At 43.7% G+C, this 21,716-nt stretch carries 20 protein-coding genes and 2 riboswitches; of the genes, 6 read left to right on the forward strand and 14 right to left on the reverse strand.

What is annotated here, in order from left to right:
• From narI to RH061_RS18955, 12 genes are all read right to left on the reverse strand, one after another.
• Window positions 1–708: a respiratory nitrate reductase subunit gamma gene (gene narI / locus RH061_RS18900; RefSeq protein ID WP_311072369.1), complete on the reverse strand. Its 708-nt coding sequence runs from the start codon at window positions 706–708 to the stop codon at window positions 1–3.
• The gene (narJ, locus tag RH061_RS18905; protein WP_311072370.1) at window positions 705–1,262 is read right to left on the reverse strand and encodes a nitrate reductase molybdenum cofactor assembly chaperone; all 558 of its coding nucleotides are present in this window, start codon (window positions 1,260–1,262) and stop codon (window positions 705–707) included. Before narJ ends, narI begins: the two co-directional genes overlap by 4 nt.
• Window positions 1,237–2,784 (reverse strand): nitrate reductase subunit beta, encoded by a 1,548-nt coding sequence (narH, locus tag RH061_RS18910; protein ID WP_311072371.1) that lies wholly within the window; start codon window positions 2,782–2,784, stop codon window positions 1,237–1,239. Before narH ends, narJ begins: the two co-directional genes overlap by 26 nt.
• Window positions 2,774–6,457: a nitrate reductase subunit alpha gene (locus tag RH061_RS18915; RefSeq protein ID WP_311072372.1), complete on the reverse strand. Its 3,684-nt coding sequence runs from the start codon at window positions 6,455–6,457 to the stop codon at window positions 2,774–2,776. The genes narH and RH061_RS18915 overlap by 11 nt, the downstream gene beginning before the upstream one ends.
• A 282-nt stretch (window positions 6,458–6,739) precedes the next feature.
• On the reverse strand, window positions 6,740–7,438 hold the full coding sequence (locus RH061_RS18920; RefSeq protein ID WP_311072373.1) for a polysaccharide deacetylase family protein: 699 nt from the start codon (window positions 7,436–7,438) through the stop codon (window positions 6,740–6,742).
• 53 nt (window positions 7,439–7,491) lie between these two features.
• Window positions 7,492–7,884, reverse strand: coding sequence for a MarR family winged helix-turn-helix transcriptional regulator (locus RH061_RS18925; RefSeq protein ID WP_251615513.1), 393 nt, complete (start codon window positions 7,882–7,884; stop codon window positions 7,492–7,494).
• Between the two features lie 201 nt (window positions 7,885–8,085).
• A complete protein-coding gene (locus RH061_RS18930) occupies window positions 8,086–8,766 on the reverse strand; it encodes a Dph6-related ATP pyrophosphatase (protein ID WP_311072374.1) in 681 nt (226 codons plus the stop codon).
• Between the two features lie 146 nt (window positions 8,767–8,912).
• Complete coding sequence (locus tag RH061_RS18935) at window positions 8,913–9,470, reverse strand: hypothetical protein (protein ID WP_251615517.1); 558 nt, start codon at window positions 9,468–9,470, stop codon at window positions 8,913–8,915.
• Window positions 9,471–9,472: 2 nt separating this feature from the next.
• Window positions 9,473–10,105, reverse strand: coding sequence for an SCO family protein (locus tag RH061_RS18940; RefSeq protein WP_311072375.1), 633 nt, complete (start codon window positions 10,103–10,105; stop codon window positions 9,473–9,475).
• A 324-nt stretch (window positions 10,106–10,429) separates the two neighbouring features.
• Window positions 10,430–12,115: a cbb3-type cytochrome c oxidase subunit I gene (locus tag RH061_RS18945; RefSeq protein WP_311072376.1), complete on the reverse strand. Its 1,686-nt coding sequence runs from the start codon at window positions 12,113–12,115 to the stop codon at window positions 10,430–10,432.
• A gap of 16 nt (window positions 12,116–12,131) precedes the next feature.
• Complete coding sequence (locus tag RH061_RS18950) at window positions 12,132–12,593, reverse strand: cytochrome c oxidase subunit II (protein WP_023626815.1); 462 nt, start codon at window positions 12,591–12,593, stop codon at window positions 12,132–12,134.
• Between the two features lie 16 nt (window positions 12,594–12,609).
• Window positions 12,610–12,777 (reverse strand): hypothetical protein, encoded by a 168-nt coding sequence (locus RH061_RS18955; RefSeq protein WP_311072377.1) that lies wholly within the window; start codon window positions 12,775–12,777, stop codon window positions 12,610–12,612.
• Between the two features lie 384 nt (window positions 12,778–13,161).
• Here RH061_RS18955 and RH061_RS18960 point away from each other — a divergent pair, with 384 nt between their 5' ends.
• Window positions 13,162–13,326 (forward strand): hypothetical protein, encoded by a 165-nt coding sequence (locus RH061_RS18960; protein WP_023626813.1) that lies wholly within the window; start codon window positions 13,162–13,164, stop codon window positions 13,324–13,326.
• Window positions 13,327–13,428: 102 nt separating this feature from the next.
• Here RH061_RS18960 and opuFB read toward each other — a convergent pair whose 3' ends face one another.
• Both opuFB and RH061_RS18970 read right to left on the reverse strand, forming a co-directional pair.
• Entirely contained in the window at window positions 13,429–14,946 is a 1,518-nt protein-coding gene (opuFB, locus tag RH061_RS18965; protein WP_311072378.1) for an osmoprotectant update ABC transporter permease/substrate-binding subunit OpuFB, read from the reverse strand.
• Window positions 14,943–15,890 carry an ABC transporter ATP-binding protein gene (locus tag RH061_RS18970; RefSeq protein WP_311072379.1) on the reverse strand — a complete coding sequence of 316 codons (948 nt, stop codon included), beginning with the start codon at window positions 15,888–15,890 and terminating at the stop codon, window positions 14,943–14,945. The genes opuFB and RH061_RS18970 overlap by 4 nt, the downstream gene beginning before the upstream one ends.
• Window positions 15,891–16,330: 440 nt before the next feature.
• On the opposite strand from RH061_RS18970, the gene map reads away from it, so the two are divergent.
• The 5 genes from map (at window position 16,331) to RH061_RS18995 (ending at window position 21,629) form a co-directional block, all read left to right on the forward strand.
• Entirely contained in the window at window positions 16,331–17,074 is a 744-nt protein-coding gene (gene map / locus RH061_RS18975) for a type I methionyl aminopeptidase (protein WP_311072380.1), read from the forward strand.
• Between the two features lie 184 nt (window positions 17,075–17,258).
• A riboswitch (SAM riboswitch) is annotated at window positions 17,259–17,362 on the forward strand.
• 91 nt (window positions 17,363–17,453) lie between these two features.
• Window positions 17,454–17,557, forward strand: a riboswitch (SAM riboswitch).
• 241 nt (window positions 17,558–17,798) lie between these two features.
• Complete coding sequence (locus tag RH061_RS18980) at window positions 17,799–18,830, forward strand: methionine ABC transporter ATP-binding protein (protein WP_311072381.1); 1,032 nt, start codon at window positions 17,799–17,801, stop codon at window positions 18,828–18,830.
• A complete protein-coding gene (locus RH061_RS18985) occupies window positions 18,820–19,470 on the forward strand; it encodes a methionine ABC transporter permease (RefSeq protein WP_144478840.1) in 651 nt (216 codons plus the stop codon). Before RH061_RS18980 ends, RH061_RS18985 begins: the two co-directional genes overlap by 11 nt.
• A 16-nt stretch (window positions 19,471–19,486) precedes the next feature.
• Entirely contained in the window at window positions 19,487–20,323 is an 837-nt protein-coding gene (locus RH061_RS18990) for a MetQ/NlpA family ABC transporter substrate-binding protein (protein WP_311072382.1), read from the forward strand.
• A 94-nt stretch (window positions 20,324–20,417) separates the two neighbouring features.
• Window positions 20,418–21,629, forward strand: a complete 1,212-nt coding sequence (locus tag RH061_RS18995; RefSeq protein WP_311072383.1) for a M20 family metallopeptidase — start codon at window positions 20,418–20,420, stop codon at window positions 21,627–21,629.
• Window positions 21,630–21,716 lie beyond the last annotated feature (87 nt).

Below are 21,716 nucleotides of genomic sequence, written 5' to 3' on the forward strand. Positions count from 1 at the left end.
TCAATTTCTCTTGGTAACATTTTTGGCTGGGGCCATCCTTCGATAAACCAGGTATTTTCTCTTAAGATATTCCAAAGGCAAGCTCCAGACATGAACCAGCCTTGTGAATGGCCAAACCGCAAATAAGACGAAAGCCAAAAGGATATGAGCCTGAAAACCGATCGGCGCACCAATCATATAAGCTGGTTCTGGATTGAAGGTCAGGATCCCCCTGAACCAGGGACCGATCGTTGTACGGTAATCAAAATCTCCTCCTGATGCCGTGTATCCAACTGTGTTGGTGAATCCGACAATGACTACAATACCCAGCAGCACTAGTGATAACCAATCCTTGAATTTGCTGTTCACTCTGATTCGTTTGACTGATGCTCTTCTCATGAAAAGCAAAGCTCCTCCGATTACGCAGATGACTCCTGCCGCTCCGCCGAACCATACAGCGCCAAAATGGTACATGTGGTCTGTTATACCGATATTGTCATAGATGATCTTAGGAATAAGCACACCGGCAACGTGGCCGAAGAACACGAAGATGATTCCCCAATGGAAAAGAATGCTTCCCCATTTAAGCTTCTTCTTCTCGAGAAATTGACTGGATTTTGCCGACCAGCCAAACTGATCAGTATTATAGCGGTATATATGCCCTAACACAAAGACCGTCAGACAAATAGAAGGGAAAATCACCCATAAAAAGAGATCGAGGCTGCTCATATGATTCTCCTTTCACCTTTTCTACTGATCTGTTCATTCGTTCTAAGCTGTTTGATACACAACACACATGCTCCCAGCAAATAATGATATGGACTGTTCATCGATTCCAGCTCCAGACTTAACCGCTCAATCGCCCGGAAATGCAGTTTGAGAATCTTTGCCGATTTTTCTGTTTCCGTGATGGAAGCGAACTCCAGGATTAGGGGAAGGTAATCCGGCAGTTCATCACTCTCCAGATCGGCTCCTGCCTCAAGGAACTCATTCCTAAGCTTTACAAGTGCAGGACCTCTCTCCCGGTTATCCTTGAATACAGAATAAGTTAGGTAGAGCGTACTTCTATCATTGAAATCAAACGTCAGCACATAGTTCTGGCACAATTTTTCCATACTGGTCCTGTCCAAGTAGTCCAGGAAATTTCCGATCATTCCACGTAATTTTGCATCATTAATTATACTCGCTTCTTTATGAAGTTCTGAAAGGTATTCTTTCCACTCTTTTTCCGGGTAGTGCAGCAAAATGGAAGACAACTTATAAACCACTTGGCTTTGGTTCATCCAAATCCCTCCAGTATTCTTCTCCATAATAATAGAGGGGATCACGTTCAGATCCGACGCTGCATGATTCACAGTCCTGAGCAAGGTCCTCAAAGCCTGCGTTTCCTTGCATAAAATGCATATCCCCTGTTCTTTCCTTGTGGGAAGGTGGAATGACATAGCGTTCTGAATACTTGGCAATCGCCGAGAGCTCATACATATCCCTTGCCACTTGCTCGTTCATTCCTGCTGCTTCTAGAACCTCGAGGTTCGGCTCTTTGCCTAAATTCACCTGGCGCATGTACATACGCATTGCCACCAGCTTCCGAAGTACCGATTTAATCACATCAGTATCACCAGCCGTAAAGAGATTTGCCAGATATTCAATTGGGATACGGAACTGGTTAATCGTCGGAAATATGATATTCGGATCCAGGTCATCGATTTGGCCGCCGAAAACGTTCACGAACGGGCTCAATGGCGGAACATACCAAACCATTGGAAGCGTCCGGTATTCAGGGTGAAGCGGAAGCGCAATCCTTTGTTCAACAGCCATCTTGTAGACCGGTGATCTCTGGGCTGCTTCAATCCAGTCATCAGGGATTCCTTCTTTTTTCGCTTCCTTGATCACTTCCGGATCATGCGGGTCAAGGAACATACCCAATTGAGCCTCATACAGGTCCTTGTCGTCCTGAACGGATGCAGCCTCCTTGATTTTATCCGCATCATATAGGATGATTCCGATATATCTCAGCCTGCCCACACAAGTTTCAGAACAAACGGTAGGCAATCCTGCTTCAATTCGCGGGTAACAGAAAGTGCATTTTTCAGCCTTCTGTGTTTTCCAGTTAAAATAAACCTTTTTATAAGGACAGCCTGTCATGCAAAATCTCCAGCTCCGGCAGGCATCCTGGTCGACAAGGACAATTCCGTCTTCTTCCCTCTTATACATCGCACCAGATGGGCAGGAAGAAACACAGGAAGGATTCATGCAATGCTCGCAAATTCTTGGCAGGTACATCATGAATGCCTGTTCAAATTCAAATTTGATCTGTTCATCAAGACCTGCCATGTTCGGGTCCCTCTTCCCCGTTACATGCACCCCGGCGAGATCATCCTCCCAGTTTGGTCCCCATTTGATGTCCATGTACTCACCCGTTACCTGGGATTTGGGCCTTGCCACGGGTTGATGCTTCTTCTCAGGGCTTTGAATCAGATTCTCATAGTCATATGTCCAAGGCTCATAATAATCATCCATATCTGCCAAGTCAGGGTTATAGAATATATTCAGCAATTTATTGACTCTTCCACCGGCTTTTAGCTCCAGCTTCCCGTTCTTGAGGGCCCAGCCTCCCTTTCGCAGCTCCTGGTTCTCCCATTCTTTTGGGTAGCCAATTCCCGGTTTCGTTTCAACATTGTTCCACCATTGATATTCCACTCCAGGGCGGTTCGTCCAGGTATTCTTGCAAGTAACACTGCAAGTATGGCAGCCAATGCACTTATCGAGATTCATGACCATTCCGAACTGTGCCTTAATCTTCAAGCCAATCCACCTCATCCCTATTCATTTTCCGAATCACTACCTTCTCATCCCTTTGGTTTCCGGTCGGTCCATAATAGTTGAATCCATAGCTTAATTGCGCATACCCGCCAATCATCTGGGTCGGCTTAATATGGATACGGGTCGGACTGTTGAACGTACCACCTCGCTGTTTCGTGATTGGAGAACCTGGCACGTTGATGTAACGCTCCTGTACGTGATACATGAAGACAATTCCTTTTGGCATTCTATGGCTGACAACTGCCCTCGCAACAACCACTCCGTTACGGTTATACATCTCAATCCAATCATTATCCTCTATGCCGACAGAAGCAGCATCATCATTATTCAGCCATACATGCGGACCCCCGCGGAATAAAGTCAACATGGGCAGGGTATCTCCATACGTACTGTGATAGGACCATTTAAAATGAGGCGTTAGGTAGCTAAGGGTTATCTCATTCCCTTTTGCAGCAGGTTCATGATCGCCCTGGTAAAAAGCGAGCTTATGAAGCGGTGCCTTGAAGTTAGGAAGTTCCTCTCCGAATTCAATCATGAGGTCATGATCCATATAGAAATGCTGCCGCCCTGTCAATGTTCGCCATGGCACTAGCCGTTCTACATTCGTTGTAAAAGGGTTATAGCGCCGGTTCCCGGTTTCTGACCCGCTGAAGACTGGCGATGAAATCACCTTCCGTGGCTGAGCGGTGATTTCCGCAAATGACATATGCTCTTCAGCACGTTCTTCTGCAAGATCTTTCAATTCAAGGCCCGTTTTCTTTTCCAGAGCATCCCATGCCTTCATTGCCAGGGAACCATTAGTGGTACTAGATAACGTAAGAATCGTCTCCGCAGCATTCCTGTCTGTAAACAAGCTCGGCAAGTCCTTGTATTCCTTTGTTTGTGAAGCAGTACCATTGATTGCTTTCAGCTTTTCGTATTCCTTGGCCGCTTCCCAGCCAATCCCCTTTGATCCTATTGATTCCTTTACATTCGAACCAAGAGCGATGAACTTGTCATATACCTTCGTCAAATCACGCTCGACCAAGTGGAGGCGAGGAAGATTCACGCCCGGCTGTGGCTCGACATCGCCATTTTTCCAGTCAGGTATTTTTCCATACGCCTGAGAGATTTCATCTCTCGAATCATGCAACAGAGGAGTAGCTACCAGGTCTGTCACAGGTTCACTAAAATATCTTTCTGCCATTTCAGAGAACGTCTTGGCGAGATTTTTGAACGCATCCCAATCGGATTTCGCCTCCCATGGCGGCGTGATGGCAGGGTTGAACGGATGGATGAACGGGTGCATATCAGTGCTCGATACATCGTACTTTTCATACCAGGTCGCCGATGGAAGGATGATATCAGAGTACAATCCTGTTCCACACATCCTGAAATCATAATCTATCATTAAATCAAGCTTGCCTTCCGGAACATCCTGCACCCAGCTAATCTCTTTTGTTAGATCCTCTTCATTCTGTTCACTTAAATTGCCATGGTGTGTGCCAAGCAGGTGCTTAAGAAAATATTCATGTCCCTTAGCTGAGCTGCCAATCAGATTTGCGCGCCATACAAATAGAACCTTTGGAAAGTTCTTTGGATCTTCGGGATTTTCTATGGCAAATTTCAGCTTGCCCTCTTTCAGCTGCTTAACGACATCTTTGATAATTGCCTCTTTATCACTTTGACCAGTCTTCTCGGCAATTTTAATCGAATTGTCATTGAACTGAGGGTAGGAAGGCAGCCATCCTAGTCTTGCCGACAACACATTATAATCACCTGGATGTTGGTAAGTAGGCTTATCAACCAATGGTGAAATGAGTTCATCCGATGTTTGGTTATCGTACCTCCACTGCTCGGAAGCAAAATAGAAAAACGATGTTCCGTTTTGCAGCCTTGGAGGTCCGCCCCAGTCTCTTGCCATGGCGACTGTCTGCCATCCTTCAAGAGGGCGCACCTTTTCCTGCCCGACATAGTGAGCCCAGCCACCGCCGTTCACTCCCTGGCAGCCTGTCAACAATACAAGATTCAGAATTGCGCGGTAAATCATGTCAGAATGATACCAGTGGTTGATACCTGAGCCCATGATAATCATCGATCTTCCTTTTGAATCGATGGCATTTTGTGCGAACTCCCTCGCTATTTGAGCACAGTCCTGCCTGCTGACTCCTGAAATGGATTCCTGCCAGGCTGGAGTATATGGTTGTAAATCGTCATAATCGGCAGGATAGTCCCCTGCTAATCCACGATTCACACCGCAATTCGCAAGAAGCATATCGAAGACGGTCGTCACATACATCTCTTCACCGTCTTTGGTTATTTTCTTAACCGGGATTCCTCTTTTTAGTATTTCCTTCTTTTCTGGACCGAAAAATGGGAAGCCTGCCATCACAACTTCATCTTCCCTCCCTTTGAGGGTCAAGACAGGATCAATCCCATCGAGCTGGTTATCCGTATCTTTCATATGGAGATTCCAGCTCTGGTTATCTTCCCAGCGATGACCAATGCTCCCATTAGGAACAGAAAAGTCATTTGATGACTGATCAAGGACGACGGTCTTCCATTCGCCATTTTCCGTCTGTCTGCCTATATCAGAAGCCCTCAGGAACTTATCCCCTTGATAAAAATCACCATTCTTTTTCAGAAGTAGCAGATACGGTAAATCCGTGTATTTTTTTACATAGTCATTAAAATAATCAACTTGCTGATCAACATAGAATTCTTTTAGAATGACATGAGTCATCGCCATTGCGATAGCCCCGTCCATACCAGCCTGGACAGGCAGCCATTTATCAGCAAACTTCACGAATTCTGCATAATCCGGACTTACTGCGACAACCTTTGCCCCTCTGTACCGTGCCTCTACGTAAAAATGGGAATCAGGTGTCCTAGTCTGCGGGAGATTTGAACCCCAGACGATCAAATAAGAGGAGTTGTACCAATCAGAGCTTTCAGGAACATCTGTCTGCTCTCCCCAGATTTGCGGTGATGCTGGCGGTAAATCTGCATACCAGTCGTAGAAGCTTAATAAAGGGGCACCAATTAAATTCAAGAATCTGGCACCCCCAGCATAGCTAACCATTGACATGGCCGGAATTGGGGAGAAACCAAAAATCCGATCTGGACCATACTCTTGAATCGTATGAATCAAAGAAGCAGAGATCAATGTGTTAAGTTCATCCCAGCTGGAGCGGACAAATCCGCCTTTACCGCGGGCAGACTTGTACCTTTCTGCTTTTTCAGGATCATTGACAATACTTTTCCAAGCATTGACCGGATCCTTATGTTCCTTGAATGCTTCTCTCCATAATTCGATTAATGCACTTCTAACATACGGATACCTGATCCTGACTGGGCTGTATGTATACCATGAAAAGGTAGCACCTCTGGGACAGCCTCGCGGTTCATACTCTGGCATATCAGGTCCTGTCGTTGGGTAATCTGTCTGCTGGGTTTCCCAGGTGATGATTCCATCCTTTACATGGACCTTCCAGCTGCAGGAACCCGTACAGTTCACACCATGAGTCGTCCTGACTACCTTATCGTGCTGCCAGCGCCGTCGATACACTTTTTCAGTAGCTCGGTCATCAGGTGCGATTGTCGCATGGTCGGTCATGTCTTCTGATTTTCCGAAGTAGCTCAGTTTCCTTAAGAATGGCGGTAGCTTTTTACTCAATTTACTCATCCCTTCCTTTATACTGTCACTATCTTTCTCTAAATCATGTAAAAATATCCTTTTTCAGGTATTTTTGGAAGACCCCTCTTTTGCCGAATACCCCAGTTATTAGAAATTAAACATTATTGCGAAAATACAACCAATACTCTCAGAATAAGTCAGATTTATAATCTTTATTCAAAAATTGATTTTTGATTACGGCTTAGATTGAGACAAAATAAAAATCTTAGAGATTTATAAGTCTCTAAGCTTAATGTGGCGATGATTTAGTATCGTTCTAACCTACATTTCCTGCAGTTCATTTACCGTTATAAATTTATACCCTTCCCGGGATAATGCTTTCACAATTCCTTCTATTGTCTCAAGTTCTTCCCCAGTTTGATCGTACATCGGATGCATTAAGATAATGGAACCAGGTTTTACATGATCTTTTATGTAATTTAATTTATCAGCAGATGAACTATAGTAGGAATCAGGCTCGAGATTCCAGGTGATTGTATCGATATTTTGCTGATCCAGGTAATAAGGGAGTGCGAGCAGTTTTTTCCCATTGGGCGGCCGGAAGTCTATTTCACCGGTAAAGCCGGCGTTTACTATCAGCGTATTGGTTTTCTCGATTTCCTCTTTGATAAAGGAAGGGGATTTCAACACCATCCTGTTGTGGGAGTATGTGTGATTCCCAATTTGATGACCTGCCTGGGCGATCATCTGGGCTGCTTCTGGATTTTTTTCGATTTCATTGCCAATCAGGAAGAATGTTGCCTTAGCATCGTACTTCTCTAGGATTGGCAAAATGTCTTCCACTTGTTGTGTGGGGCCATCATCAAAGGTTAAAGCGACTACTTTTTCGTCGGTATTTACTTGGGCTGTCAGTCCGCCAAACAATTGAAAAGTCCTGGAATTCATTAATCTATAGGTCCCAAGCAAAAGAAGGATTATGATTATAGTTATAATTCCCAAATAGATGATTCTTTTTTTCATAAGTTACCTCTTAAATAAACTAATTTTATTCAGTTGTGTATTTCACTGCTTTATCAAAGCTTCTCCTTAAACAAACCGATCCGCTTTATTTCTTCAAGATGAATCTCGGACAGGCCCTCGAGGATATCCATTCCTTTATGAGTTACATCGACAAAGACACTTCGGCCGTCTTCTGGGTTTTTCCTGCGCGAGACCAATCCTGACTTTTCGCTGCGGTCAATAAGGCCAACGCATGAATGATGAGTGATTTGCAATCGTTCTGCTAGCTCGCTCGGTGTAGCATAATCCCTTTCCGGGTACCCTTTTATGGCCAGCATCAATTGGTGCTGCTGGGCGGTAATGCCCATATTTTCAGCTGCTGTTTCACTGAACTTCTGGAACTTCCTCAATTGGTACCGAAACTCAGCAAGGTACTCATATACGTCTTTACTAAGCAAAAATTCCACCTTACTTTCTTATTGATAAATATATCTTAACACGATATAATTAAAATACAAAATATCGTAATACGATATTTCCACCTAAAAATAAGGGGTGCTTTTTATGGATTTTTTACATTACCTTTCTCCAAACTCTATTTCAGGTGTCATTATTTTTCTAGCCGGCAGTTTATTGATCATTTATTTGAATATTAAAGTTTATAAGCTTTAATTCGGGATTAAATCTATAAACAGGAATCGATCTTTTTGAGTAAAATAATCCTTTGTCACTTTTTCCTCACCTAACCTAAAGTTGATGGGGAATGCAAAGTTAGGACCATCGAATACAAATGAATGGAATTCTCCATTTTCTCCGCAAATATCATGGTCTTTCGGATACTCACTGATAAACTTCCTGTCATATACTTTGCCTGCATAGGATGGAGCCAGCCTTTCTAAATCAACACATGTTAAAACCGTTTTGAATCCAGAATCAACAAAATCACAGCTTACTTCCTCTACCGGTATACCCCAGAGTGGAAAAACAGGGGTCAATCCCGATGCCGAGAATAATTTCTCCCGATATTCCCGAACATCCTGAAGATGTATATCGCCAAAAGCGATATGGGTCACTTCGTCTTCTCTCATTTCAGCAATAGCTTTTCCCATTATTTCTTGATACTTTTCATTCGGACAATCCTGCGGAAGCCACACCTCTCTTAATGGAATGCCCAACGACTCAGATTGGAGCTTCAACAGCTCGTAGCGAACCCCATGGATTGATACCCGATCGAATCCTGATGTCAGCGTCACGAGCAATGAATCAACCTCGAAATCAGGGTTGTTTTGAATTTTGTATAATGCTAGCGTAGAGTCCTTCCCGCCACTGAATGAGATTGCTATTTTCATTTTGGTCCTCCTATGCCCTGAATCGCCTTTTCCCGCTGATTGAATATGCAATAATTGCCGCATCTAATAAAATTCCTTCAACTTATTATACCTGATTAAGCACCTTACTGTGACATGTTGGCAAAATGGACACAATGGTTGAATTCCTACTCATATAACGAGGGATCTACAACAGCCGTATAGATTAAGTAAATGACCAAACAGATGGCCATTGTGATGAATCCCCATCCAAGGATCATCTGGTCAACTACTAAGTAATTGTTGCAAAGCTGATCGTTTGCTTGAATATATAACCAGCCCATGCCCAAGAACATGACTGTAAAAAATGCAATCGTATAATTCTTCCGATTCTTGCTGAGTTTTTTCCAGGAATCTCTTAGAGGCACTCCTGCGAGGAATGGCAAACTGGTAAACTTGAATAATTCCACACTATTTACAGTCAAGGCTTCATCCATTGTACGCGGCAGCATCCAATAACCCATTATGATGATAAACAGAAGGATTCCTGGGATGCCCTCTTGATTGTACTTTGAAAAGAAATGAGGAAAGCGCTGCTGGAATAACTGTCCCATGAAAAAGCCGGAAATCACCAGCATTGGCATCTGCATATGCATGTGAATGATCATGACGGATTCCATCAAGTTTGCAACAGGAGGAAGCATTAAACCGATTAAAAGAACAAGCCCGATCAGAAACTGATTCATCGTTATTTCCCCCTGTCTGCTTCTAGAGTCTGTTCCAACCTATCTGCCGCCTCATTTACCTTTGTAAAATCCATTACATCCACTAATGCGCCTTGCCGATCCACTAAATAAAAAGCTGAATTATGAGCGAAGTTCCCATTTCCATCTGGAATCACAATGACTCCAAACTTCTCCAGCAAGGTATCCAACTGTTTCTGGTCCGGTATCCTTGCCATTCTCCATGTCTCCCCATCACTTCCGAATAAATCCTTATACTTGTTTAGCGTAGCAGGATCATCTTTGCCCGGGTCAAAGCTTATGCTTAAAAAGACAATATCCTTGCCTATATATTCACTCGGAAGCAGATCGTACACTTGCGACATATTCTCTTCTAATTTAATGCATATCGTAGTGCAGCCTGTATAAATAAAAGTGATAAATACATACTTACCTTCAAATTCAGATATAGTATAAGTCCGACCCTCACTATCTTCAAAGGTTACTTGTGGAAACTGAGGCTGTTCCTCAACCAGCTTTGTCACTCTTGCCTTCTCTGCTGTATAAGCAGTGAATCCGTCTGTTCCTGTATAAAATAAAAGCAGTCCAAACACCAATACAACTAGACATGAAATCATCGTTTGCCGATTTTTGATCAAATTGATCACATCCCATTTTTCCAGTGATGAAAATCTCAGTTTTCACATATCGTGCTGATTTGAAAGAGATAGCCCTGATTTCAGAAGCTATCTCTTTTTTTACACTAAAAGAAAGTAAAAAGGTTTTTGCATTGAAATTAGTGTCCAGCTCCAGCGCCTAGCCAGTTTTCATCGCTGAAAGAGCTTCCTCGACTATCTTGCGATAAGCGTTAGCTTTGAGCAGCTCGAGTCGTTTCGGTCCTGACAGTGAAGTCAAAGAACGACTTCAATGTCAGGACCTCCAACGCTTGTCGGGGCTGACCAAGGCGCTTGCGCTTTCTTTTTTTACCAAGTCTTAAATGGCGGCGACCCAGGAGGTGCATTCATAATCATGTCTGCGATTGGCAAGACGTAAGCCATTGAAACGACCAACAGCATGAGCACAACCCAGATTCCCCAGCGCTCTGTCCAGTATGGAGTTTTTGCTGCTCCTGCTTCCTCTTCGGCAATTGGGAATTCTGTTACTCCCTTTGGTGCGAAGAACATGAGGTTGAACACCGCATAAACTTGAAGGATGACAGCAATCAGCAATAAGCTTGCTCCTATGCCAACAGCTGCCATATACGGATTCCATCCAAGTGTTTCAGCAAAATCCCCGTAGGTTGTAAATGAAGTTCTTCGTGGAGAACCGAAGAGACCTACAGCATGCATAGAGATCGACATGATCACCATACCTATAGTCCATATGACGGTTTGAATCACTCCCAATCTATTCATGGCAGGAGACAGCACCCGTTTTGATAGATATGGAACGAGCCAGTAACTGATGCCGAAGAAGGTCATGATGACAGACATACCAAGCGTTAAGTGGAAGTGGCCTACCACCCACATCGTATTGTGTACAACCTGGTCCAATTGGTTCGTGCTTTGAGCAATTCCGCCGGCTCCAGCCGGAATGAATGCTACCATGGCGATAAACGGCGACAGGAATCGTACATCGCCCCATGGCATCTTTTTATACCAGCCAACTAAACCTTTTCCGCCTTTCGCTCTTGCTGTACGTTCAAATACCCTGAACATTGCGTATGCGGTCATTAATGAAGGGAACCCAATAGCAAGGCTCATGAATACGTGCATATATTTGATGGACTCCGAAATACCAGGATCAATGATCTGATGGTGGAATCCGCCGGTAATGTTCATGATTACTAACGGAATGACAACCATACGTGTTAAAAGGTCATTCCAACGGTGTCCGCCGATTATTTTTGGTACGATTACATACCATGCTGAGACAGCGGTCAAATACCAGATGTTAACGGCAGTATGGCCAAATGCCCAGAAAAGTGTACGCGCAAGCAATACGTTTATGCCGTCTGTCCAGCCAAGTGTCCATGGGATGATCATGAAAAGGACTTCTACTGCAACAAAAGCAGTTGCGCCGACTAACAGGACGAAAACACCGGTTGCAAAGAAGGCGAGGATCGGGAGATGTTGCCCCTTGTGATTCCTTCTCCAGTTCGCAACTTGAGTAAACGCTCCCAATGCAAGCATCCAGATTCCCAATACGATGAATACCAAGCCAAAGTAAAACATTGGTGATGCAGCCATTGGCGGGTAGAAGGTGTACATGACAGAGGCTTCATTCTTTAAAATCGGTATGACGACTAACACAAAGCCGAAAATCTTCATCCAAAAACCGATCCATGCCATTTTCCTCACCTTAGGCAGCAATCCTCCAAGTGTGTGAGAAAGTCCGGCATAAAAATACCCAATCGTGAAGAATGCGGATAATACCACGACTAACAGGATGCCATGGGCCGTGAGTACCTGGTAATAGTTAAGCCACGGCGGCAATTGCAGGACACCGGCACGATTGAGACCTTGCAGCAAGCCCAGGAAACCGCCAAGCAGCAAAGCGATAAATGCGATAGATAAGTATGATTTCGAAATCCTTGCATCCTCTTGATTGATCCCTAATATTTTGTTTGTTTTTTGATTAAATGAAGTTGATTTTAATGCAGATTGCACATTCTTTCCCCCCTTTTTATTTAACGATGATTTTTGTGCTCATGGCCTGATGCCCGGCACCGCAATATTCATTGCATAACACCAAATATTCACCTGGTTCATCAAACTTCTGTGATATTTTTTGGATATGTCCCGGCATAACCATTGCGTTCAAATTCGTATTAGCCACCTGGAAACCATGAACAACATCTTTTGACGTTAACGTGAAGTGGACAGTTGATCCAGCAGGGACTTCGATTTCCATCGGTGTAAAACTAAATACCTGAAGCGTCATGACAACTTCATACTCATTTTCGCCAATTTGTTTGATTCCCGGCTCGTCAAATGGGGCTGTTTCATCGACCTTTTGCGGATCGATCGTTTCTTTATGGCTTGGGGGCCCCATTCCCAATGCCACTGCCTGGTACCCAGTAAAAATCATGAACCCCATGATCATTCCAAAACTTAAAAACAGCCAGATCTTTTCATCCAAGTGCATTTCTTCTCTCCCCCTTCTAAACTCTTGCCATGTAGAGTCCAAATAGAATAAAGTACGTCGCAAGAATCACTGCTCCCACTACTCCGACCGATATCCAGGTTCCTATCTTTGTTTTGTAGTGACTGGTATCCTTGACGGTTTCACCCTGAACTGCTCCCTGGGCCTTTCTGTCTGTTGCTTTCAACCAAATCCCCTCCTTTGATTTCTTACCTTCATCTTAATTGCGAATGATTATCAATGTAGTGAGTCAAATCACATATAAAACCCCTGGGAGTACTAGAATTTCATCTTTTTTTAAAAAATGTTTAAAAACTCTGGCAAAACAACAAAAACCCTCGCTTCTTGCCGCGAGGGTTTTAAAATTAATTTGTATTTTATGTATAAAACCTAGCCTTATTACTCCTCTTAATACGCAATGGAGTTTTCAAACCCCATATGTAGTTCAAAATGAGTTTATCAGTTTTCAAAAGTGGGTAAAAAATCATCTATCAAGAAAGCAAACTTCGATTTTTTTCATCATGGGATTTTCATTTCCCAACAGCTAAGTAATACAACAGGAGGATTTCATATGTTTAAGGATATTTTAACTTCAGAAGAACATAATTTAGTGAAAGAATTAAAAATGAAGGTTATAGATGTAGATAATAAAAATGAAAGAGAATCCATCCATGGCGAAATCAATGCCATTTTTGAACAGGCGAAAACTCGCTTTCTATCGAGTATAAATAACTAATCCGCAATAATTCTTACTGACAAAGAGGCAGAAAAACCAATTGGTTTTTCTGCCTCTTGTCTTTTTTCGATACTTTTCCTAACTGATGTTCCTAAATTTATTTTATTTCAATAATCCAGCTTCTCTTAAAAACTCCCGTGCGGTCTTCTCAGCCGACTTCCCTTCGACATTCACCTGGTAATTCATTTTCCTCATTTCATCATCGGTGATTTTACCGGCTAACTTGTTGAGGGCGTCGACGATTTCAGGATATTCCTCTGATGTTTCAGCTCTCATAAGAGGAGCTCCCTGATATGGAGGAAACAGGTTTTTATCATCTTCAAGCACGACAAGCTTATATCGCTGGAGCTCACTGTCGGTTGAGTAGGCATCAACAAGGTTAATTTCTTTGTTTTTGATTGCTCGGTACCTGAGTTTTGGCTCCATAGTGATCAGGCTGGGCAGGTTGAGTCCATAGAGTTTTTTGATTCCTTTATATCCATCTTCGCGATCTGAGAATTCAAGGGTGAACCCAGCTTTCAGCGAGGATTCAATCGATTTTAGATCTGAGATGGTCTTTAAGTTGTTTTCTTCAGCAAAATCTTTAGGAACAGCTAAAGCATACGTATTGTTATAGTCCATCGGCTGAAGCATGTCCATGTTGAACTCTTTTTTCATTCCTTCTTTTGCCTGCTGGTATACTTCTTCCCTGTTTGTGCTGCGGGCTGTTTCTTTTAAAAATTCCGAAATGGCCGTGCCTGTGAATTCAGGATAAATGTCAATATCTCCGTTTTCCAATGCTGTAAAAACAAATGAAGTCTTTCCCAATCCAGGTTTCAGCCGGACGGAATGATCTGTTTCTTCTTCGATCAGGAGCTTGTACATATTGATTAGGATCTCAGGCTCGGAGCCCAGCTTCCCTGCAATGACAATCTCATCGTCATTTTTCCCGCCAAGGAAAGGAATGGCCATCATGACAAGCACAGCTAAAGAAATAGTGCCTATCGTAATGAGCGATTTTTTAAAGGAAACCGTTTCGAACCTTCTAAGCAGAAGGTCGAACAGAATGGCAAGCAAGGCCGCAGGAATTGCGCCAAGGACGATTAATGCCGTATTATTTCTGTCGATGCCGAGAAGAATCAGGTCACCTAAACCTCCTGCTCCAATTAGTGCGGCAATTGTCGCAGTTCCGACGATCAAGACCATCGCTGTACGGATTCCAGCCATGATGACGGGCATCGCCAAAGGGAGTTCAACCTTCATTAAACGGCGATTGCTGTTCATTCCCATGGCACGAGCGGCTTCAATTAACGATGGATTCACTTCATTTATTCCTGTATATGTATTCCTTAAGATCGGCAGCAGTGCATACGCCACTAGGGCAATGATTGCAGGGACTTTGCCAATTCCGAATAGCGGAATCAACAAACCAAGCAATGCAAGTGAAGGGATTGTCTGCAGAACAGCTGTAATCCCAATAATCCCTTCTGATATCCGCTTCCTTCTTGTCAGGAAAATCCCAAGCGGAATGGCGATTAACACTGCGAAGAATAGCGCAATAAAAGAAATCTGGATATGTTCGAGCAGGGCACTTAAAAGCGCATCTTTTCTTTCTACAAAAGTGGAAGTCCAGCCGTTCATTTCAGCGCCTCCATTCGACCGGATAAAATCCGGATAATCCCCTGTCGGTCAATGGTACCGATTTTTTCATCACGATCAACAACTGCTAGTTGTTCTTGCTCACTCAATAACGCAAGGATTTCATTGATCGACACCTGGGAGGAAATGACAGGAAGGTGCTCCATCTCCCCCGGATTTGCAGGTTCAACAACTTCACGGATATCCATGATCTTTTCCTGAGATTGGTCAATCCCAACAAATTCACGGACAAAATCATTCGCAGGCTGCTGGATCAGCTCTTCAGGGGTTCCTGTCTGGACTATTCCCCCATTTCTCATCAGGCATATCCGGTCTCCAAGCTTCAATGCTTCGCTCATATCATGAGTGACAAATACAATGGTTTTCTTGATGTTTTTCTGCAATTCGATGAGATCATCCTGGAGCTTTTCCCTGCTTAGTGGATCCAAGGCGCTGAATGGCTCATCCATCAAAATGATCGGCGGATTGGCAGCAAGCGCCCGGGCCACACCAATTCTTTGCTGCTGGCCACCGGATAGTTCATTGGGCAGCCTTTTACGGTACGTTTCTGGTTCAAGCCCTACCATATGCAGCAATTCATCGATGCGTTGATTGATTTCTGTCTGATCCCATTTCTTCATTTCCGGAACAACCGCAATGTTTTCTTCAATCGTCATATGCGGAAACAAGGCAATTTGCTGAAGAACGTATCCAATATCCCAGCGCAACTCGTGAATATCATAGTCACTGATCATCTTATCCTTGATTTTGATGTAGCCATCAGTAAGAGGAATCAAGCGATTGATCATTTTTAAAGTTGTCGTTTTGCCGGAGCCGCTTGGACCTATGAGGACAAGCAATTCCCCTTCCTTGATATGTAAACTAAAATTATTGACCGCGTATGTTCCATCATCATATTTCTTCGATACATTTTCAAAGCTGATCACTTTTTCACCCCTATAAATTCCTAAGCCCTAAATAATTGGCTTTAGGATATTCAATCATACTGATATTGTTAGCTTACTGCTTCTTTTTATTTCAACATGCTAGTAGACAACCTAGGTAAATCTACTATAAATAATCACTAAAGTAATCCATATAAACACAAACGATTTTGCTAAATATATCTTATAAAGAAAAATATACCAATTCACTTTACCCCGTGTACATTAACTTACTCCTATTAATACGGTATATTGTAGGGAGAAAAACAATTCTCCTTAGAACAGTGTAGTTCTACGATATATTAATCCATTGTAGAATTCCAAGTTAAAGCTTGCTTCCTATCATTCATTAAAGCCTTATGTGTGGATTTCCATACCAAAAAGGGATACTCTAATAAAATCAAGTGGAATCTTAAATTTATGCCATCGGAAAGGAATATATTATGATTGCAAAAACAGAAGAAGACTTCAACGGATTAAAAGAAATCGGCAGGATTGTCGGCTTGATTCGCGAGGAATTGGTCCAAAAGACTGTGCCTGGAATCACCACGAAGGAGCTCGATGAAATCGCGGGCAGGATGTTTGAACAGCATGGGGCGATTTCCGCTCCGAAGGGTGAGTACAATTTTCCGGGGTATACATGCATCAGTGTGAATGAAGAGGTCGCCCATGGAATTCCAGGGAGCCGTGTCATCAAAGAAGGCGATATTGTGAATATCGACGTTTCCGGCTCTAAGAATGGATACTTCGCTGATACTGGCATCTCATTTGTCGTTGGCGAAGGCGACCCGATTTTAACCAAAATCTGCGAAACGGCTGTCGAGGCCTTTGAAGCAGGATTGAAAAAAGCGAAACCTGGCTCGAAGAAAAGCGGACTCGGCAAGGCCGTTATCGCGACTGCGAGAAAGAACGGCCTGACAGTCATCAAAAACCTGACCGGACACGGAATAGGCCGGACAATTCATGAAGCACCCGACCATATTTACAATTACAATGAACCATGGGATGACGAGCTTCTAAAAGAAGGAATGGTCATCGCTTTTGAACCATTCATCTCAACTCGCGAGGAAGAAGTTTTCCAAAATGAGAACGATGAATGGACATATGTAACAGAAAACAGCTTTGTCGCTCAATGCGAGCATACCATCATCCTTACAAAGAATGGGCCGATTGTCATTACCAGATAAAGCTTACTTTTCTCGCTTGAAACCCTTGCTGCTGCAAGGGTTTCTATTCTTTTTGCCTGATACTTGCTATTTAATACTATATTCCTATTTTTCGTATTACTAAAAAAAATCCAACAAAATGATTGACACTTTTTCTATGGCGCAGTAAAGTAATAAACAAGATTTACAACTCAATATTCGTTACTTCTTATCAAGAGAGGTTGAGGGACTGGCCCTATGACACCTCGGCAGCGGACTCCTTTGGAGGACTGTGCCAAATCCAGCAAGCATGAGCTTGACAGATAAGAAGAGGCCGACTTTTTATTTAATGTCCTCTTCTTTCTGAAGGGGACTTTTTTGTTTTTACAACGATCCCCATCTACAATTCCATATCGATACTTTCTTATCAAGAGAGGCGGAGGGACTGGCCCTATGAAGCCTCGGCAGCGGACTCACATTGAGGACTGTGCCAAATCCAGCAAGCATGAGCTTGGGAGATAAGAAGAGATATTGTCCAGCAATCGTTGCGGCATGCCCTCTTCCTGTTTCCGGGAAGAGGTTTTTTTTCTTTTTTAAGAAACTATTAACTTTTGTATTAAATTAGTGTCTAGCTACAGCGCCTAGCCTCTCGAGTCGCTTCGGTCCGCCCAATGAAGTCAAAGAACGACTTCACCGGGCGCCCTCCAGCGCTTGTCGGGGCTGACCAAGGCGCTTGCGCTTTTCAATCTACAAAGGAGGAAATCAGTTGATTACGTTTGAGAAAGTGGAAAAAGTTTATGAAAGCCGCGGAAATAAGGTAGCGGCGCTTAATGGAATCGACCTGGAAATCAAGGAAGGAGAGATATTTGGAGTCATTGGTTTTAGCGGTGCAGGAAAAAGCTCGCTGATCCGCTGTGTGAATTTACTGGAACGGCCCACATCAGGCAGGGTGATTGTGGATGGCTGCGACATGACTTCCCTTTCAGTAAAAGAAGTCAGGGAGGTAAAAAAGAATATTGGCATGGTATTCCAGCATTTCAATCTTTTAAACTCGAAAACCGTTTTCGATAATGTCGCGATGCCGCTCATACTCGCAAAACTTCCCAAAGCCAAAATAAAAGAGCGTGTCCTTCAGCTGCTCGACTTTGTCGGCCTGGCTGATAAAGCAGACAATTATCCAGACCAGCTTTCGGGCGGCCAGAAGCAGCGTATCGGGATTGCCCGGGCACTGGCAACCCAGCCGAAAATCCTGCTCTGTGACGAAGCGACTTCTGCGCTTGACCCGCAGACAACCAGTTCGATCCTGCAGCTTTTGAAAAAAATCAACAAGGAGTACAACATTACGATTTTAATCATTACGCATGAAATGTCCGTCATCAGGGAGATTTGCGACAGAGTCGCTGTCATCGAGGATGGAAGAATCATCGAGGAAGACACTGTCTTCAATGTTTTTTCAGCTCCTAAAACAGAAACAGCCAGGAATTTCGTCAGCACCATCATGAATGACAGTATTCCTGATTCTGTTTACAGGATTATCGAAGGACATTCAGGACTGCATAAGGTATTCCGGATTAACTTTGTCGGTGAGACAGCCGGTCAGCCGCTTCTTTCACAGCTTTCAAAGAAATTCGATATCAACCTCAATGTTCTTTTCGGCAATATCACAGAGCTTCAGGGTATACCATTCGGAAACCTGATTGTCGAGTTCCAGGGCAGTGATAAAGAAATTTTGAGAGCTCTTAATTTTATTGATCAACAAAAAGTAAGCATAAAGGAAGTGACAGCACATGCTAGTTAACTCAGAGCAAATTATTCAGGCTTTAATTGAAACACTGCAAATGGTTGCGTTCTCACTTTTGTTTTCGGCAGTCCTCGGAGTTCCGCTGGGAATCGCGCTTGTGGTCACCAGGAAAGGCCATTTGCTTGAAAACGCACCTGTCTTCAATGTACTCAACAGTGTCATCAACGTCTTCCGCTCTGTGCCATTCATCATCCTGCTGGTCGCAATCATACCGCTGACCCGGCTGATTGTTGGCACGTCAATTGGTACAGCCGCAGCTGTCGTTCCACTAGTCTTCTATGCAGGTCCGTATATTGCAAGATTGGTAGAGAACTCCCTGCTGGAAGTTGATCCCGGAGTGATCGAGGCAGCCGAATCAATGGGTGCCACGCCATGGCAGATTGTTTTCAAGTTCATCCTTCCTGAAGCGATGAGCTCGCTGATCCTTGCTTTTACGATTGCGACCGTGGGATTGATCGGTGCATCAGCAATGGCGGGGGCAATCGGCGGCGGCGGCCTGGGCGACCTGGCAATTACATACGGCTACCAGCGTTTTGATACCCAGACAATGTTCATCACAGTTGGCATCTTGATTGTAATGGTTCAGGGACTTCAATCCCTTGGAAACATCTCAGCTAAAAAAATCAGAAGAAGATAACCAGGAGGAAATCAAAATGAAAAAACTTTTATTAGCATTATTCGTTCTTAGTCTCACAGTATTCAGCACGGCATGCTCCAGCTCTTCATCATCCGCGAAAGGCGGAGAAACAGTCAAAGTGAAACTTGGAGTTAGCGGAACCGATCACAGAGTATGGGATTTTGTCGCCAAAAAGGCAGAAAAAGAAGGAATTGAAGTCGAAATCGTCACTTTCTCTGATTATGTCCAGCCGAACCTGGCCCTTGCAGAAGGTGAATTGGATGCAAACTCATTCCAGACCGTTTCCTATTTTGACGCTTTTATCAAGGAACATAATCTTGACCTTGTACCAATCGCAACCACTCAAATTGCACCAATGGGTATTTATTCAGACAAATACAAAGACGTGAAAGACATCCCTGAGGGCGGGAAGATTGCCCTTGCAAATGAAGCTACGAATATGGGCCGAGGACTTCTTTTACTCCAGGAAGCCGGGTTGATCAAGCTTGAGGATGGCTTCGATGGCATTGGTTCCCTCGATAAAATCGTGGAGAACCCGAAGAATCTTGAACTTGTTACGCTTGTTGCCGGCCAGACTCCAAGGGTAATGCCCGATGTAGCAGCATCCATCATCAACAACGGAATCGCAGTCGATGCAGGACTTACGCCAAAGAAAGATGCGATCTTCCTTGAGAGCGCAACTGCCACTCCATATATCAACATCATCGCTGTCCGCGAAGAAGATAAAGACAATGAAACTTTGAAAAGATTAGCTGAACTTTACCAGGAAGATGACACAAAGGAGTTCATCGAGAAGGAATACAAAGGAAATACGCTTCCTACCTTTGTGCCCCTTAGTGAGATTGGCTGGTAGGTTACTAGGTTGATGGCAATTTATAAAGCGGAAGGGATATCAGAAACGCTCTGTACCCTTCCTCTCACTTAAAAAAATTTGAGGAGGATTCATAATGTCAACACCAGTTAAAGCACTTAAGGAGTTAAAGGAAATTATTACAGGAAACGTCGAGCTTAATAAGGAGCTTTACTTATCGACCAGCCATGAAATCCATGAAAGACCGGAAATCGGCAATGAAGAATTTTTCGCATCTACCCGGCTTATCAAGATTTTAGAGGATGAAGGCTTTGAAGTTGAAAGAGCGGTAGCGGGACATGAAACCTCCTTTGTTGCACGGAAAAAGTCTGAAAAAGATGGACCATCGATCGCCTTTTTGGCAGAATATGATGCCCTTCCGGGTTTAGGCCATGCTTGCGGCCATAACATCATTGGCACGACAAGTGTTGCCGCTGCGATAGCGCTAAGCAAAGTACTGGATGAAACTGGCGGGGAAGCAGTCGTTTTTGGTACTCCTGCAGAAGAGGGCGGCCCAAACGGAAGCGCTAAAGGAAGCTTTGTAAAGCATGGCCTTGTTGAGGGAATTCATGCGGCATTGATGCTGCACCCTTCCGGACAAACAAGATTGACAACGTCTTCTCTTGCTGTTGATCCGCTCGACTTTGAATTTATCGGCAAACCAGCCCATGCAGCCGCATCGCCTCATGAAGGAATTAATGCATTGGATGCAGTCATCCAGCTTTTCAATGGTATCAATGCATTAAGACAGCAGTTGACAGATGACGTAAGAATCCATGGAATCATTACCCATGGAGGTGATGCGCCGAACATCATTCCTGAATACGCAAAAGCAAGGTTCTTCATTCGTGCCGCAACACGGAGCGGATTAAATGAGGTAACACGTCGCGTAAAAGCTGTCGCAGAAGGAGCGGCCCTTGCAACTGGTGCAAAGCTGAATGTAATCGCCTTCCAAAACGAAGTCGACAATCTTCTATTAAATGATCGATATAATGAAGTATTCAAAAATGTTATCGAAGACCTTGGAGAAACCGTTGCTACTGATGAAAGAGACGGAATTGGCTCAACCGATGCCGGAAATATCAGCCAGGTCGTGCCAACCATTCACCCTTATATTAAAATCGGTCCAGATAATCTGGTTGCCCACACTGTCCCTTTCCGGGAAGCAGCGGCTTCTCCACAGGGAGATGAAGCCTTGCTAAAAGGAGCAAAAGCACTTGCCTTGACAGCTTTTGAATTGATCACAGACCAAGATTTACTAACAGATATCAAAGCTGAATTCGAGCTAAGGAAATCAGCGGAAAAATAAATGCCCACTAATGAAAGAAGACCCTTGCCAATCGCAAGGGTCTTATTATGTTCAAAGTTTACCAGGCTGAACGATAACTTTCTCATC

This window comes from Mesobacillus jeotgali (assembly GCF_031759225.1).
Lineage (GTDB): Bacteria > Bacillota > Bacilli > Bacillales > Cytobacillaceae > Mesobacillus > Mesobacillus jeotgali_B.

Bases quoted from the DNA above. Each gene is read 5' to 3' on its own strand.
- RH061_RS18920 (WP_311072373.1), bottom strand. From the start codon at position 7,438: ATGAAAAAAAGAATCATCTATTTGGGAATTATAACTATAATCATAATC.
- map (WP_311072380.1), top strand. From the start codon at position 16,331: ATGATTGCAAAAACAGAAGAAGACTTCAACGGATTAAAAGAAATCGGC.
- RH061_RS18995 (WP_311072383.1), top strand. From the start codon at position 20,418: ATGTCAACACCAGTTAAAGCACTTAAGGAGTTAAAGGAAATTATTACA.
- RH061_RS18960 (WP_023626813.1), top strand. From the start codon at position 13,162: ATGTTTAAGGATATTTTAACTTCAGAAGAACATAATTTAGTGAAAGAA.
- RH061_RS18985 (WP_144478840.1), top strand. From the start codon at position 18,820: ATGCTAGTTAACTCAGAGCAAATTATTCAGGCTTTAATTGAAACACTG.
- RH061_RS18950 (WP_023626815.1), bottom strand. From the start codon at position 12,593: ATGCACTTGGATGAAAAGATCTGGCTGTTTTTAAGTTTTGGAATGATC.
- RH061_RS18990 (WP_311072382.1), top strand. From the start codon at position 19,487: ATGAAAAAACTTTTATTAGCATTATTCGTTCTTAGTCTCACAGTATTC.
- RH061_RS18930 (WP_311072374.1), bottom strand. From the start codon at position 8,766: ATGAAAATAGCAATCTCATTCAGTGGCGGGAAGGACTCTACGCTAGCA.
- narI (WP_311072369.1), bottom strand. From the start codon at position 708: ATGAGCAGCCTCGATCTCTTTTTATGGGTGATTTTCCCTTCTATTTGT.
- narJ (WP_311072370.1), bottom strand. From the start codon at position 1,262: ATGAACCAAAGCCAAGTGGTTTATAAGTTGTCTTCCATTTTGCTGCAC.
- opuFB (WP_311072378.1), bottom strand. From the start codon at position 14,946: ATGAACGGCTGGACTTCCACTTTTGTAGAAAGAAAAGATGCGCTTTTA.
- RH061_RS18935 (WP_251615517.1), bottom strand. From the start codon at position 9,470: ATGAATCAGTTTCTGATCGGGCTTGTTCTTTTAATCGGTTTAATGCTT.